General features: G+C 59.1%; 5 protein-coding genes. All 5 read left to right on the top strand.

Annotation, left to right across the window (positions count from 1 at the left end; translation table 11 throughout):
* The first annotated feature begins 2 nt into the window (after window positions 1-2).
* Window positions 3-1142 carry a DNA cytosine methyltransferase gene (locus AC1D3B_RS06875; protein ID WP_478189906.1) on the top strand — a complete coding sequence of 380 codons (1140 nt, stop codon included), beginning with the start codon at window positions 3-5 and terminating at the stop codon, window positions 1140-1142.
* A complete protein-coding gene (locus AC1D3B_RS06880) occupies window positions 1135-4239 on the top strand; it encodes an N-6 DNA methylase (protein WP_478189907.1) in 3105 nt (1034 codons plus the stop codon). Before AC1D3B_RS06875 ends, AC1D3B_RS06880 begins: the two co-directional genes overlap by 8 nt.
* A gap of 49 nt (window positions 4240-4288) precedes the next feature.
* Window positions 4289-7099 carry a hypothetical protein gene (locus AC1D3B_RS06885; protein ID WP_478189908.1) on the top strand — a complete coding sequence of 937 codons (2811 nt, stop codon included), beginning with the start codon at window positions 4289-4291 and terminating at the stop codon, window positions 7097-7099.
* 128 nt (window positions 7100-7227) lie between these two features.
* On the top strand, window positions 7228-9969 hold the full coding sequence (locus AC1D3B_RS06890; protein WP_478189909.1) for a hypothetical protein: 2742 nt from the start codon (window positions 7228-7230) through the stop codon (window positions 9967-9969).
* A gap of 1 nt (window position 9970) precedes the next feature.
* Window positions 9971-15973 (top strand): DEAD/DEAH box helicase, encoded by a 6003-nt coding sequence (locus AC1D3B_RS06895; protein WP_478189910.1) that lies wholly within the window; start codon window positions 9971-9973, stop codon window positions 15971-15973.
* Window positions 15974-15999: the final 26 nt, after the last annotated feature.

Raw genomic sequence — 15999 nt, forward strand, 5'->3', positions numbered from 1 at the left:
CAGTGAGAAAGATATTTGAAAAGAACGATGAGAAGATCCGTGTGCTTTCCCTGTTCTCGGGGTGCGGCGGCATGGATTTCGGAGTCGAAGAGGCCGGCGGACATGTCATTTTTGCGAATGATGTGCTGCCAGATGCCTGCAAAACGCTGACGAAGTATTTTTCGGATGCTGATATCCGGAATGAAGATATCGCCGGCATCCTGGCGTTCCCAGACGCAGACGTCGTGGTGGGCGGGTATCCGTGCCAATCATTTTCGATGGCTGGAAACCGAGATCCGGAAAAAGACGAACGCACCAACCTTTACAAGCAATTCCTTCGCGTCGTCAACATTGTCCGTCCGAAGTACTTCGTCGCCGAAAACGTTTCCGGCCTCAAGCAGCTCAGCAGCGGAACATTTTTGAATGAACAGCTGGACGCGTACGGCAAAGCCGGCTACGCCGTCAGCTATCAGGTCCTCAATGCAAAAGACTACGGCGTGCCGCAATCGCGGAAGCGCTTGTTCATCGTAGGTGTGCGCAAGGACTTGAACCAAAGCTTTGAATTTCCAGCGGCTACCCACGGCAAAGGCACCAAAGCTTCCGGTCCACTCAAGCCGTACGCATCTCACGGCGAGGCTATCAAGGGCTTGCCGCTCTGGCCAGAAGGGGAGTTTTACGAGCGACCCCATGACCCTGACGGCCATTTCTCTTGGTACTACATGTCGAGGAACCGGAAGGCAAAGTGGAATGACCCGGCATTTACTGTCGTCGCGAATTGGCGCCATATCACGCTCCATCCTGCCAGTCCCGTAATGACGCTGACCTGGTCAAACTTGGCGGATGGTTGGAAGCAGCGCTGGGACTTCTCCGACCAGTATGAGCACCTGGAGGCCGATCCTGAGCGTCAAAAGCTCGAAGAGGCAAGGAGGCTGTCTTGGCGGGAATGCGCGCGGATACAAACCTTCAGCGCGAAATTCGTGCCAGTGGGCGACGTCGCATCGAAATTTACCCAGATAGGGAACGCGGTTCCGCCTAAGTTGGCGAAGGCAATTTTCACCCACTTGTTCACAGGCGCGGGACTGGTGGATGCACCGGCGGTCAGTACGCCAAAACAATCAAAAAAGATGCCTGATATGGCGCACGCCTTGGAGCTCCGTGGCTAGCGACAAGGAACTTCGTTTGGTCAGTGCGGCGATTTCCGCGACCGAGGCGTCCAAAAACGAGGCGCAGTTGCGCCACGAACTGGAAAAGGCGCTGGAGCAGGAATGCCTGGCGCGATCCATTGAGTGGACGCCTTTCCAACTTGAGCGCGCGCTCAAGGCTGCTGGCAAGCCGACAAAATTCGCGGACGTAGCCCATGGGGCGGTGATCATCGAGTACGAGCCGCCAAAGTCATTCGGCGGGCGCGCGGGCAGCAAAGCTTTGCACGCCCGGCGGCAAGCCGAAGAGTACGCGGAGCTGATCGCCGCGGAAGAGGGTCGGCCGCTACAGGAATATGTGCTCGTAGCGTGGGACGGATCGCATATAACCTTCGGAAAGTATGATGGCGCGGTCCCTCAGTGGGAGCCGCTGTCCGCGTTTGACCAGCTGTCAGCAGGCCGGCTCATGGCCTCGCTAGAGTCGGACGGCAGGCCGCTTGTCCATCCGCAGCTGCTCCAAGCGTTGGTCGGTCCGGATTCTGCCTATGGAACGGCTCTGATCCCTGAGCTCTATTCGAGCATATGCAGGGCAGACGCATCCGGCGCAACGTCCAAAACCAAAATGCTGTTTGCCGAATGGCGGCGGCTATTCAGCCAGGTGGTGGGCTTCCAGCCTGAGCAGATGAAGAAGCTCCTCGCCAGGCAGGAAATTTCGCATGATCAGCCCTACCAAGACAACCCTGCCGCGTACCTTTTTGCGCTCAATACTTACATAGCGATCATCGCAAAGGTCGTTGCTGCTTGTGCGCTGCCGCGCGCTAGCCAGAACATATTGGAGCGTGGCGTTCCTGTCGAAGATCGCCTCAAAGCAGTCGAAACCGGCGAGCTGTTTGAGCACGCCGGAATTCTGAACATGCTTAGCGGGGACTTCTTCTCTTGGTACCTGGACGACCCCGACTGGCCCAAGTACCGCTCCCACTTGGGCGCACTCCTGGCGCGGCTTGGTGGAGTCGACTTCACAGTTTCAAAGAAGCACGCGGACACCACGCGTGACCTGTTCAAAGGAATATACGAACGCTTCATTCCAAGGGAAGTGCGCCATGCGCTTGGCGAGTTCTATACCCCCGACTGGCTCGCAGAGCATGGAATGAACTTGCTGGAGTGGGACAGTGCCGACCCACTAACAGATCCCACTTGCGGATCGGGCACCTTCCTGCTCGAGGCAATCCGCAGACGCCGGAAAGCGGACAGCGGAGCTGATGCCCATGCGCTGCTTGCAGGCTTGCATGGCATCGACTTGAACCCGCTGGCCGTGCTTGCCGCAAAGGGTTCGCTTGCAGTTTTCCTATCGCCGCATCTCGATCCCTTGCGCCCTGTCCGGCTTCCGGTGTATCTCGCAGATGCCATCAATCCGGCGGCGGTAGACATGTTCTCGAACTACAGCCATGTACTGCAGACCGAGGTGGGGCCGAAAGAGTTCTCTGTGCCAGTGCGGATGATCGGCCACGCTGATTTCTTTCGTGCGTTTGCCAAAATCCGCACTCTGATCGATGCCGACTACACCGCAGAGCGAATCTGCAGCTCTATCCAGCCCATGCTGCAATCGATGGGCCTCGACGATTCGGACATTGCTGTCGTTAGTGCCACAGTCGGCAATCTTGCAGCACTGCACGAACAAGGATGGAACGGCATTTGGTGCTCGATCCTCGCAGACCGGTTTGCAGCGGGGGCGGTACCGCCGTCCTCTCATGTATGCGGCAATCCTCCCTGGGTGAAGTGGAGCAATCTACCCAAAGAGTACGCCGTCTCTATCCAGCAGCATTGCAAGGATCTCGGCGTTTTCAGCACGGACAAGTGGGTCGGCGGCATAGAGGCCGACATCTCGACAGTGATCACGTATCAGGCCGCCAAGCACTATTTGGCGCGTGATGGACGCCTGGGATTTTTCCTTCCTGGATCGGTGTTCACTACGGAATCAAGCGCAGGCTTCAGAAAGTTTTCGATCGACAACGGGCGGCTGGCCTGCAAGGTCCTGATGGTGCAGGACTTCCAGGACATTCGTCCCTTCGATGGAGTCAGCAACCATCCAACCTTCTTGCTGCTCCAAAGAGACGCCGCCACTGTTTTCCCTGTTCCTTACACAGTGTGGAAACCAGCCGGTGAAGCTAAGCTGCGAACATTTGCATCGGCCGAGCATTTCCGCGGCGCTGCGACGTCGCTCGATTGGGTTGGCGTGCCAGTGCCAGGTGGCGACGGCACCAGGCCTTGGCTTGTCGGATCCGCATTGGATCAAGCGGTCTTTGCAAAGGTGTTCGCAGCTGATGCGAAACCAGAGTACCAAGCGCGCAAAGGCGTGACGACGGATCGCAACGGGATATTCTGGGTCTACGCGACGGAAACCAGCAACCCGGATGCTGTGACAGTTCGGAACGCCGCGGACATCGGCAAAACCAAGGGGATTCCAGAAATCACTGCGACCGTCGAATCGGAGCATGTGTTCCCCCTTTTGCGCGGCCGAGGAGTCGCGCCGTTTTGTGCGGTGCCTGAGCAGGAGCTGCGCATCATCATGCCCCAAAGAGGGCACGGAGACCCGGACCTGGCAGGAAAATCTCCGCAGACCTATAAATTCTTGAATCGCTTCAAGACCCATCTGGAGCAACGCTCCAGCTTGAAGCGCTTCCAAAAAGGCCAGCCCTTCTATTCGCTTTGGAGCACAGGCCCGTATACCTTTTCTCCATTCAAGGTCCTTTGGCGAGAGATGGGAAACTCATTTGCAGCTGCCTATGTAGGCAGCACGGCCATGGGTGCATCCGGTGAGAAGATCGTGATTCCCGACCACAAGCTGTACTTCATCCCAGTTGAGACGGAAGGCGAAGCAGCGTATCTCACTGGCTTCCTCAACGCTCCGACCGTCGCAAACGCTGTCTCTGCTTACGGGGCACAGCTCAGCCTTGGCGCCAGCGTTGCGGAATATTTGCGGATTCCCCCTTACAGCGACACCGACCCCCACATGGCGGCAATTTCTGGCCTCGCACGCTCTATCACCGAGCAGCGCGGGAGCGCCGGGCCGGGCGAAATCGAAGCACTGGAAAGGCACGTCCATGCGCTTCTCGGCATCTAGCCGCAGCAGCTGCGGCGGTACAGGGCTGCGGCGCAGCAGTTGATTCCGCATGCCCCCCGCGTCGCTTTCCCAATGGAACACAGCACTGGTCGCCGCGTTTTTCCTCCGGCCTGACCGGGCGCGCACAACTCTCAGCCGGATTGACGCGACCGGGCGCGTACTGGAGCAGCTTTCTGGGGGGCAAAACCGCACAGCCGCAAAGCGAGGCTTCCTCAGTGCCTTCGGAAGCAATGTGCAATCAATAAAGGATCAGTTCACGCTGTCTCCACGGATCGCGGTTCTAACCAAGCGCGATGGCATCCCACCCAATTTTGCAGCGCTCTATCTATCGCTGCTTGCAGCAAGCGCAGACGACGATACGTTTCAAGTTGGCAGGTTCAGGACGCGGTTTGCGGCGCTGCTCGATATTGACGAATTGGAGAGCTTTCACTTCGCCGATCTTCCGGCGCTCTGGACGCAATTCGCATCGTGGACCAAGAGGCGGGCAGCATCATCAGGCGACTGCGCGGTGCTGGTCCTGCCTGACCCCCAGCACGAAACGCGCATTGGTCACGCCAAGCGCTTAGCCTTTCCCTCGTACAGGGATGAGATTTATTTGCGCACCGCGCTTGCCGACTCCGCCGTTGATAGCCGAGATCCTTTCCAGGCTGTTAGCAGGGCAGCCCATGAGCGGCTCGGAAAATTTAGCCAAACCTTCAAGGACGAACTTAGCGGATTCCGATCGCTCGTTGCCGAACAGCGACTGCAGGAGGCCTATGACAGCCCGTTCTGGGGCGCGGTGAGGGACATAACGCGCGAAGAAGAGGAAAAAGAATTCGCGCAGTTTGGCCGCGTATGCGTACAGGTGGATGTTGCGGATCCCCAGCTTCCAGCACTCACTATCCTTGCGGACAAGCAAGCCGCGCTTGCATTCGGCAAAGGGCAGGGAGTTCGGCTGCCGCGCGCCCGTGGGCAGTACATCGCCGCATGGTCGGGGTCCACGCTGAAAGCTTCGATCTCCGAGTTGCAGGCGATGGTGGACAAGGACAAAGCGTTCGCAAGGTCGAGGTTAGGAGGGGCACTGAAGGCAGGATGTCTGCCGTTCTTTCTAGATTCGCTTGGGAGCATGAGTTCGGATGGCCGCTATTTCGAGGGCGGGCCATGCTGTGTGCTGATGCGTTCAAGCGGGGCGCAGCGCATCAAGTCTCTTGCGAGCCATGCAGGGGTCCCATGCGCCCAGATCGGGACGGAGGAGACATCAGGGCCATGGTGCCTGCTGTCTTTCTCGGCGGTTAGCAGCGCTTTCATGGAGCGGCTTTCGCTTGAGGTTCCTGCAGGCGCGCGCAAATTGTTCGTTCAAGGCTGGGTGCCAGCTGTGCCTCGGATTGCTGGAGCTGCGAGATATGGGCAGGCCATCCTTTTGACCCCAGCTAGCAACCCGTATGTACGCTTGGAAGGCGCAGTTGCTGGAACATACACAGTCCTCAACGCTGCCGGAGACCTGCTGGCCGCTGGGGCACTTAGTGCGAGCGACGAGGGTTTCTATATCCCCCCATCCCAGCTCGTGGGCGTTGAGGGGCAGGTTGTGTGCCGCTTCTCGCTTGAAAGAGAAGCGGCGGACGCGAGCCATTTCCTTGAAGTGCCCGTTATCGATCGAGCGCCGGGCGCGCCGCTTGAGTTCTCGCAAAGCCGGATGGAATGGCTGATCGACGGACGTTCCGGTGTGCGCGAATCAGTTGCTGCATCCTTCCTTCCTGTCCATGGCTCTCTAGCAACCGAAGCCAGCTGGCCTGTCCACTTCGGCAAACGGCAGCAACTACTCAGTCCAACTGCCGTTCAGGCTGCGCCTTGCGAGCGCGTAGGTGTGGACACCATTCACCCTGCACTCGATTGGCTTGCAGAGGCCTTGTCCCTGCGATTCCAGACCAGGGGAGCGTTGCAATTTGACGAGCTCAATGCTCACCTTCGCATGGCGGCGGAAGCGGCGGGCCTGGACGGCTGGAGGTTGCGTCGCGCCTTGATTGTGGGAGGCTGGCTGCAGCCGATCGAGAGTCCTTTGTCGCCTTACGGGGCAGTCGCGGCCGGTTTGCGGACCATCTCATGGGTCCGCAGCGGACACCGGATCATTGCCAGAATTCGCGGGATGCTAACGAAGCAGGAGCGGTCTGCTTTGGCTAATGGGTTAACTGATGGCGACCGCACCCAGCGAATTGCTGATGTTGCAATGCCGCTGTCAATCGGCTGCGTCGAGCTCGACATCGGCAGCGAAGAAAAGGCGCGTGAGATCGCCTCGATGCTGCGTTTGCGACGGCTTTCCACGCTAGAGACTGCGGCAGATGTCCTTGCAGGTTTGTTGATATCCAGGACTGATGCGGCGGAGACAGCAGCACCAGCGTTCGGAAATGTAGTGTCGCTGTGGGATTCTGGCGCATTCCAGTGGATGCCAGAGAAGGTGCCTCGTGAACTCCTGCCCGTAGGTTCTGTGCTGCGGTCAGAGGGGCGCCAGCGGCACATTTACTATGTGCGCCTGGACGCCGGCTACCGGCGCACGGACAGCTTCTGCTGGGCGATGCTTATAAGTGCAGCATTGTCTGCCGAGGGGCTGGGGACCGTTTCCCGAGGCGGAGACGTGGATTGGAACGGCTCCTTGCTCAGCCTGCCAAATCCAGTAAGCAGCTGGTGGATGCATTTCGGCGGTGGCATTGTTGGAATCGCCAGCAATGGAGGCCACGCTTTTCGAGGGGCAAGTGGCCTGCGAATTTGGAACGGTGTCCAGGTTGGAGAACTTGGGCCGCGAGAGCCACACGAGAGCAGGGCGGGCGAACGGAGAGCACTGGCGCTGAGCATCCTGAAAGGCAGGCGGGTGCGCGAGCGGAGCTAGGCATTCCTCGCGCACTGAAAGCAGTAACGACACAGAAGCAAAAAGAGGGGACTGGGATGCGAAACGCAGGGGATTCGGCAAAAAGCAGGTTGAGCTTGATGTATGCGCTAGGAACTGCTCCTGGAGAAGTGGACCGGTGCCTCAGCGACACCAAGAAGCGCTTGGTCGCTGCAGGGGCGAAAGCTGACAATTTGCCGGTAGGCCTGCCACGGCGAGTGCGGTTTTTAGCGGGGCTGCAGCCCAAGCCAGATGCGATTGTCCGAGACTGGTTCAAGAAAAATGCAGTTTTTGAGGATCTCGGAGATGCCTCTGGAGCATTGAAGAGCATTCAAGCTGCCAGCGCAGGCGATGGTGACGCCGACAGCACCAAAACAGCTTGGCGAATCCTGCTCCGAAGCTATGCGCATGGAGAGGACGACCCTATCGTTCAAGCGTTTCTCGCAGGGGTTGATGCGAGCGCCGTGGAAGAGGCCTCCGACAGCGTTGATCATCATGCCCCGGCTGTCGTGGAGATAACAGACGAAGACGCGGATTCGTGCCTCGCCATCGTTGAGGGAAAGCCGCTGCCGGCATCGTTGCGGCCCTTGCCGTCCCTGGTCTCGGGAATGCTTGCGTCAATGCGCGGCGACGAAAGCATGGCGGCGGAGCGCAGGGATGCACTGGGCGCCAGTAGCAGCCCAGTGGAACAAAAGCTCGGGCTGGTGATTGCCGCACTGAACTCGCGGCCGGCTCGGATCGCACAAGGCACCGTTCAAAAGGCCCAGCCCTATGTTCCCGGCATGGTCGAAAGTGCCGACGGAATCCCATTCATTGGCATTGTTAAAAAAGTGCTTGCGCAGGGACACATTTTTGTGAGCCCCGTCGCGCTAGAGATAGCTGGCAAATGGACCGAAGTTTCGACATTGCAGGCAAGAGCGCTGTTCCCCTCTAGCGGGGACGCAACTGCAGCGCCGCATTCAATCCCCGGAAGCTTTGCTGAAGGCGAGATAGGCATCTGGACCGCCGAGATGAAAAGCCCCGACAAGGCCACGCGATATGTCATTTCGCAGCACAAGGGCAGGGCGTACTCGGTCAGCCGTGTGCCGTATTCCTCGCAGGAGCCAGACAAGGTCCGTCAATGGCTTTTAGAGGCCTACAAGCCGATCCACGCAATCGTTCCCATATTCGTTCTCTCGGATGGAGTTGCACTCCGCTTGCCGAGCGGCCTCAGTGACCCGGGGAAATTCAATTTCGACATGCCGCTGGATTGCTACCGCGGCCTCGAATCGATAGAGCTCACCGCCGCCCGATTGTTCCTCGTTCCTGACCTGCCAGCGGGAATCGGCAAGTTTCATTGCGAGCCGGCGGGCACGCTGATCAAGCGCCTGTTCAAGCAAGCAAAGGATTTCGAGAACGTTCCTTCCCTTGGAAAAACGCAGATCCAGGCACTCGCAACTTTTGCCAATCTCAGCAGCTCCACAGTCGATCTGCAAGCCCACGAGCGCGCGCTCGAGAGCCTTGGCAACGCTGCAGATGCAAAAGTGTTTTTGGATGGCGCGATCCAACAAATACTTGAGCTGCCAGAAATAAAGGGTCGAATCGATGCAGAGATCGCCTGCATTGCCAAGGCGCATGAAGAGCAGCAAGCAAGCCTCAAGAAAGAGGTTGCTGATTTGGCCGACAAGCGGCGCCTGCTTGAAGCGGACTTGGCAGCAAGGAAAGAAGCTGCGCTCGCAGAGATCGATAGGCTTAAAAAAGCCAGCCGCCAGCAAGAGGCGGACTTGGAGCGGCGGATCAAAAATACCTTCGACAAAGCTGTGGAAGGCGGGATCGAGACGCTAGCCAATGCAGCGCTGCTCAAAGCAATCCTAGGGAGCAACGCCGCGTCGCCGCAAGCGCGAGACGCTCAATCAGGTCCCGAAGTTTCTGCTGGCCAGATGAGCGCCGACTTGAACTCTGCGTTATCGGTGGGCGGCAAAGTCCTGCCGACTAAGCGGGCTCTTGTCGCCGCCATCACGGCCCGGTCTGAGCAGAGCGGGCTTAGCGAAACCATGATCTTGGCCGCGGTAGCGCTTGCGTCGGTGCGGCCTGTCATAGGATTTTCAGGCCAAGCCGCACGCGATGCGATCGCTGTACTCGCCGCGCTGATTTCAGAGGGGGTCGTGTGCGAAGTCGCAGTGAGCGGCGATATGTTCAGCATCAGCGACCTGATGAATGCCCCGGCGCTGATCCGCTCTGGACCGCGTGCCTGGCCCGCCACGCTAGGTGCCTTTCTGGAGATTCAATCAAAGGCCGGCCGGGCTTCTGTTATTGAGCTGCGGGGGGCTAACCGAACTCCTCCGGAGTCCCTTCTGCCTGAGCTGGCTGAGCTCCCAGGAGCCGGCGATGGCGGGAGAGATGTTTGCTGGAAAGATGCCGCGGGCAACCTTCGCCACGTGTCGCTCCGCTCTCCGACAGTGTTCGCGCTTACCTTTGCGGCAGGCAAAAGTGTGTTTCCGGTCCAAGGCACCCTTGCTGCGCTTATGCCCGTACTGCACACCGACGGCCCTTGGGGAGATGAGACTGGCTCAATTGCTGGGCTGCCGATGGATGCGGCATCAGTCTCTGCCGAGGCGTGGAACGCGCTTGCTGGGCCAGTTCAGACCGGCGGCGGGACGCAAAGCGCTGTCCTGGCACAGGCGAGCTTCGCCGCGGAGGCCTTGGGCTTTTCTGCACATCGAGCGAGGGCGATCTCTGCGCTTGCTTTTTCAGTCGGCAGGCAGGCGCCTGCAGACCTGCGTAGCGAAGTGGAACGCCTCGCGCCTGATCTTTCCCCTTACGCTGCCGAGGTTGCGGATGGCGCTGCCGCCGGGGCGATTGCGCGGATTTTTGGAATCGAACTAGGAGCATGAGATGAACAGTCCAATAGAAACGTTCGAATCCATCCGGGACTTCTACATCGCGTATCTGGAAACAGCATTTCGAATCGGGCCGCCTGAGATACAAGCGCTTCGGCGGAAGTTGTTGGAGGACAAGGGGACTCTTTGCGCCGACTTGTTTTTGGAGCCGATGCCAAAGTATGAAGACTATGGACTGGCGATCAGTGACCTGCGCGATGGTCCCGGGGGAGAAAAGTGGCTCCCTGGCTTCAATGCAAAGGAGCGAGAAGCGTTTGTCGACCTGTGCCTGAGTGGGCTTCTTCCGAGTGCCGACAACAACCCGTCGACGGGAAAGTACAAGCTTTATACGCACCAGCTTGAAATGTTGGCGCGAGGCGTGCAACCTGGGAAGCCAGGAGTGGTGACGTCAGGAACGGGGTCCGGCAAGACTGAATCCTTTCTGCTTCCCATATTTGCGCAGATATCGAAGGAGGCGGCTTCATGGCCGCCGAGCCCCGAGCTCAGTTCGTGGAGCCCTTGGTGGCAAGCGGGCAGCACCTCGAAGCCTACCTACAGGCGGGATGCCCCCATCGAGGCTGCTTCTAGGCCCAAGGCGATGCGGGCGATGATTCTTTATCCCATGAATGCGCTGGTCGAAGACCAGCTGGTGAGAATGCGCCGTGCGCTGGATTCCGATGCTGCGCACGCGTCGATGGATAAGCACTTCCATGGAAATAGGATCTTTTTCGGACGGTATACGAGCGCCACCAAAGTGACGGGGTGGCATGAGCATCCTCGGCTGCGCGATAAGCGGGAACAAGACCGATCGGCAAGGAAGGCAGCAGAACTGCAGGAGTACCTGAGCACGCTGGAGACAACCTACTCGGCGGCCGTTGCCCAGGCGGTGGCCCAAAAAGATGAGTCGCTGCCGTTCAACTTCCCACGGGTGCCAGGCGCCGAAGTCGTAAGCCGCTGGGACATGCAGCGCCATCCCCCTGACATCTTGATTACCAACACCAGCATGCTTTCGACCATGCTGGTGCGCGAAGTGGACGAGCCCATCTTCGTGGCGACGCGGCGATGGATTGAAACTGATCCGGACGCTTACTTTTTCCTGGTGCTCGACGAACTCCACTTGCAACGCGGTTCCGCCGGCACGGAGGTCAGCTACCTGCTTAAGCACTTGCTTAGCCGCCTTGGCCTCGACTCTCCTGCGCATCGCCACAAGCTTCGCATACTTGCCTCCAGCGCGTCTTTGCCTGTCGATGGGAATCAGCGCGCGCAGAGCATCGAATACCTGTGGAGCATGTTCGGCACCGGGGGGCTTCAAGCTGGCGCAAACAGGGAGGATTGGGCAGGGTGCGTGGTGCGAGGAAAGAGCGGCGGAGGCGCCAAGGCAGTATTCGAAGGCGACGCGTCTCGGCTGTGCAGCGCGGTTGCCGCGCTCAAGTCATCTGCTGAACGCCCTGGCTCCTTGGATACCTGCTTACCGCTTTGGCGCGAGGCTGCATTGGCCCTGTCTTGTCCAGCCAGCAGCGAGGATCCAGGCCTCTTGGCGTTTGCGGCCATTAACGCAGCTGCGCAGCTTCTCGAAAGCGGGTGCGCAGCAGAAGGCGGTGCAGTGCGCGCCACGTCGCTTGAAGCAATCAGCGCGAAGCTCTTCGGCACAGCCCCGTCGGCTACGAAGGCCGTCGAAGCGCTCATCTGGCTGCGGGCCAGCGCAGACAGTTGGTCGGACTGGTTCGGAACACCTCTACCAGGGAAGGTGGATCTCCTGCCGCGCTTTCGCGCGCACACATTCTTCCGCGCCATCGAAGGGCTTTTCGTCGCGCCGCTTCCTGCGCCAATGGACCTTCCGCAAGCGGAACGGGCGCGCCGCCTGTTTTCCGACCTCACGGTGGAATCAGGAATGCGGTATGGCAGGGAAAGCGACGAAGGAATCGCGCCGCGGCGCGTTGACCTTCTCTACTGCGAATGCTGCGCTGCGCTCTTCTTTGGCGGCAAGCGGTCTGAGGCCCAGATGGGTGGCCGAATCGAGCTGCTGCCGAACGATCCCGATACGGAAAGCCTTCCGGAGCGGGCCAAGTCTGCAATGGTCGACAAAAGGACGGCTGAAGACTACACGTTGTTTATGCCGACCACAGACAGGTTCTGGCCGGCCGGAGAAGAGGAGGTTATCGACGATGACTCATTCGGGCGCTGGCAAGAGGCCGCCTACAACCCCTTCACCGCGACCATCCAGGACTTAAGCGCAGACGGTGGATTTCCTGAGGGATCCATTCCAGGATGGCATTACAAAGTCACAGCCGCGGATTTCAAAGGCAAGCCAGTGCGAGACCAGGAGTCGCAGAGCTCGCCCGGAACTGCGCTGCCATTTCAATGCCCGGCTTGCGGCACCTCATATAAGTACGGACGCGGAAAACTCTCGCCGATAAGAGGGTTCAGAGTCGGCTTTGCCAAGACCACGCAATTGCTTGCAAGCTCGCTCATGGCCGAACTGCAGCGCAAGAACGATGGAGAGCGGCTAGTGACCTTCTCCGACAGCCGCCAGGATGCGGCGAAAGCCGCGTTTGACTTGGAAGGCGGCCACCACGATGACGTCCGGCGACAGATCGTAGTTGAGGCACTGCAGCAGATTGATTCGCAACGAGACACTGCTGAAGCAATAGCCGAGGCCTTGCAGCGAATCGCAGCGAGGTCGGCCCAACTCACAGCGAAGGACCTGGCTGAAGGCCTCAGTGCTGCTGAGGAAGAAGAGTTTGACGGGCTGAGCAGGGAGCGCTTGGCGCTCCGTGCAAAAAAGGCGGCTGGCAGCGCCGACAGCGTTCCCCTCGGCGCTGTCGTTGAACCGGACGCGCCACTTGCCGGAGCGCCCTTGAGGCCGCTTCTGAGTCGCCTGGTTGAGGCTGGAATCCATCCAACCGACCGAACAGGGATCACGCCCGTCCCAGATCCGTCGAGAACCTCCGGTTCGCTTGTGACCTTTGCATGGCAGCAGCTGTTCGCGCGCGGGACGGACGGGAAATGGATCTGGCGGGAAAGTTCATCGTACGAGCCTGAGCTAGATTCGGCCCGCAAAGCCATCGCTGCAGACCTCAAGAGACATTTAGCCGAAACAGTGTTCAGCAAGACGTACTTCGCTTTGGAGGAGGCTGGCTGGGGATTCTCCTGCTTGCCCGTTCGCGCGGAGAAGAGTCGCGCGGACTTGGCTGTTTTTGATGCGATGGTCCGTGTTCTTGCCGATGCCAATCGAGTCAATCCATCCCAGTATTTTGGGAATGATGCGCCGTGGGTCTCAGCGAGCGATGTAAGTCCCAGAAACCGCCTCTATCGCTTTGCTGAAGCCAGGTGCATCCTCTTCGGCGGAGAAGCGCGCGATCTCATCAACGGCTTTCTTGCGGAGCTTCAAACTGCCGGCCATCCGGCTGGGTTGATTGAAATAGCGAAGATCCACTTCAAAGTTGCCGACCCGCTTAGTTCGTACTGGCGATGCGCAAATTGCGGCCGAGTGCATATGCACTTCGGTGCAGGAATTTGTACACGCTGCTACAAAGCTTTGCCCGAAGCTCCTTCTGGAATGGCGCGCGAGCTTCGCGTTGAGAACTTCTTAGGGAAGAGGATCCATTCTGCGCGCGGAATTCGCCGGATGCGGGTCGAAGAATTGACTGGGATGACTGTTAACCCAGCGGCGAGGCTTCGCAGGTTCAAAGGAATCTTGATCGCGGACGACGATGACATCTTGCCTGCGGGCTTTGGACCTCTGCCGGCTGACCAACTTTTAGACCGAGCGGCGAGAGTAGTAGATGTGCTATCTGTCACGACGACAATGGAAGTAGGCGTTGATATCGGCGACCTGAGGGCCGTCTTTCAGGCGAATATGCCTCCGCAGCGGTTCAACTACCAGCAGCGGGTAGGCCGCGCGGGGCGGCGCGGACAAGCCTTCTCGTTTGTGCTGACTGTTTGTCGGAGCAAGAGCCACGACCTGCACTATTTTCGGCATGCAGAGAAGATCACCGGAGATCTCCCGCCCCCGCCATTTTTGACCACTGGCTTGGAGATGATTGCCCAGCGCTTGGTCCGCAAGGGCTGGCTCGTAGCCGCGTTTAGGTATTTGCGCCGTGCCGAGGTCGCGGCTGGGCGCAAATGGGCGGGAGATGAGCACCGCGGGAAGCCAGACAACCACGGCGAACTCTTTCAAGTGGCATGGCTGGGCACTCGGCAAGCTGCTTGGATGCCATCCATTCGATCAGCCCTTGCAGCGACGGTAGCAGAGCGCGACGCTTTCTCTGCGGCATGCGCGCAGGGGGACAAAGCGCGGCTTCAGTCGATATTGTCTGAACTGACCGTCGAAAGCGTGATGGCTGATATCTCCATGGTGCTTGCAGATCCAGCAATGGGAGAGAAAGGCCTCGCGGAGGCGCTCGCGGAGCATGGCAGATTTCCCATGTATGGAATGCCAACGCGGACCCGCCAACTGCTTACACGTCCTTTCCGCGGCGCTCAAAATAAGATCAAGTTCGCCGACATGGACCGCGATCTCGACGTAGCGATTCAAGAGTTCGCGCCGGGCAAGTTTTTGATTCAGGACAAGCGCCGCTACTTCACGGCGGGCTTCTCGGGCTCGCTCTTGCCACGGCATTCGAAGCCAGGCTCCTTCGATGCAAGTCCTGCAGATCTGGGCGAGCTTAGGCTTATGTCGGAGTGCGGTGTTTGCGGGTCATGGGCTCCTGCTGGCGCGGCAGGCGATACGTGCAAAGGTTGCAGGGCTGAGTTAGGGGCAGGCAAACAGTACCGGTGCTTCGTGCCGCGCGGGTTTATTACCTCGCTTGTGGCGAAGCGGGCAGATGATGATGCCGACCAATCGGCAACGAAGCAAAGCCGATCGTCGCTTGCAGAAGCTCTTGCGATCGATGCAGCGCAAACGCCAGGGACGAACGCAACCATACAGCTGAATCCGCAGGCGTGGGTCCATCGGATCAACCGCGGGGAGTTTGCCAACAACGAATGGAGCGGCTTCAACGCAGACAGCGGCAGCTTGCGCATCCCTCTGCGCGTTGGCGGCAGCACCCAGTCGATTTTTGCGAATGGTGTGTGGCTCGACCGCGACGCACGGTCTGCGGATGTGGGCGAGAGTCCTTTGGACATGCGCTTTACGCCGGATGGAACAGCTGAGTCAGGGTTTTACCTTTCCTCGCCAAAGGTGACCGATTCCTTGGCACTCATGGCCGCTCGCATTCCAACGGGGCTCCAGCTCCTTCGGCCAGCGAAACTGGGCGCAGCAATGTCGCGGCTCACGCCTGGGTTCCGTGCGGCTGCGCTTTCTGCCGCATTTTTAATCGTCGACTACGCATCGCGCGAACTGTTGGATATCGATCCAGACGAGATCGAGATCCTTGAACCTCGGGTGCAGATCCTTCCGGACGGCCGCTTCATGCCCGTGATTCAGATGGCAGATCAGTTGGTGAACGGGTCTGGCCTATGCAACAGGCTGAGCCAGCTTGGCGCGAGCGGGTACCCAATCATTGTCGAAGTGATGAAGGTGCTGATTAGCACTCCTGCTGTTGCGGGAGTGGCCGAGCTGCTCGAAGAAAGCCACCGTTCGGAATGCTTGCTGGGCTGCTACAAGTGCCTTCACCGATATGGCAATCAGGCCTACCACGGCCTACTCGATTGGCGGCTTGGGCTGGACGCAATCAGACTGCTTCTAGACGACAGCTATGACGCCGGCTTGAGTGGAGATTTTTCCGCTGCCAGCTTAGAAGATTGGCGCGACAACGCCTGGAAGCTGGCCTCTGAGGGCGCATCGCTGTACGGGAGTGGCGTGCGTAGATCCGGGAGCATCCCTCTGATTGAAATTGGACCCAAAAAATGGGCGGCCATTGTTCATCCTTTCTGGGATCACGACGCCGTCTCTGAGCGAAATTCCGAGCTCGAAAGCCTGTGCCTTGATGGGCACCAGGTTGAATTTGCCAGCACTTTCGAGCTTTCGAGGCGCATGGGAGAAGTAATGGCTGGGCTGCGGTCTAGAGCTGCATGAGCTGTGCATTGCGGGGGCGAGTTTGC

The organism is Variovorax sp. P5_A3 (assembly GCF_056400665.1).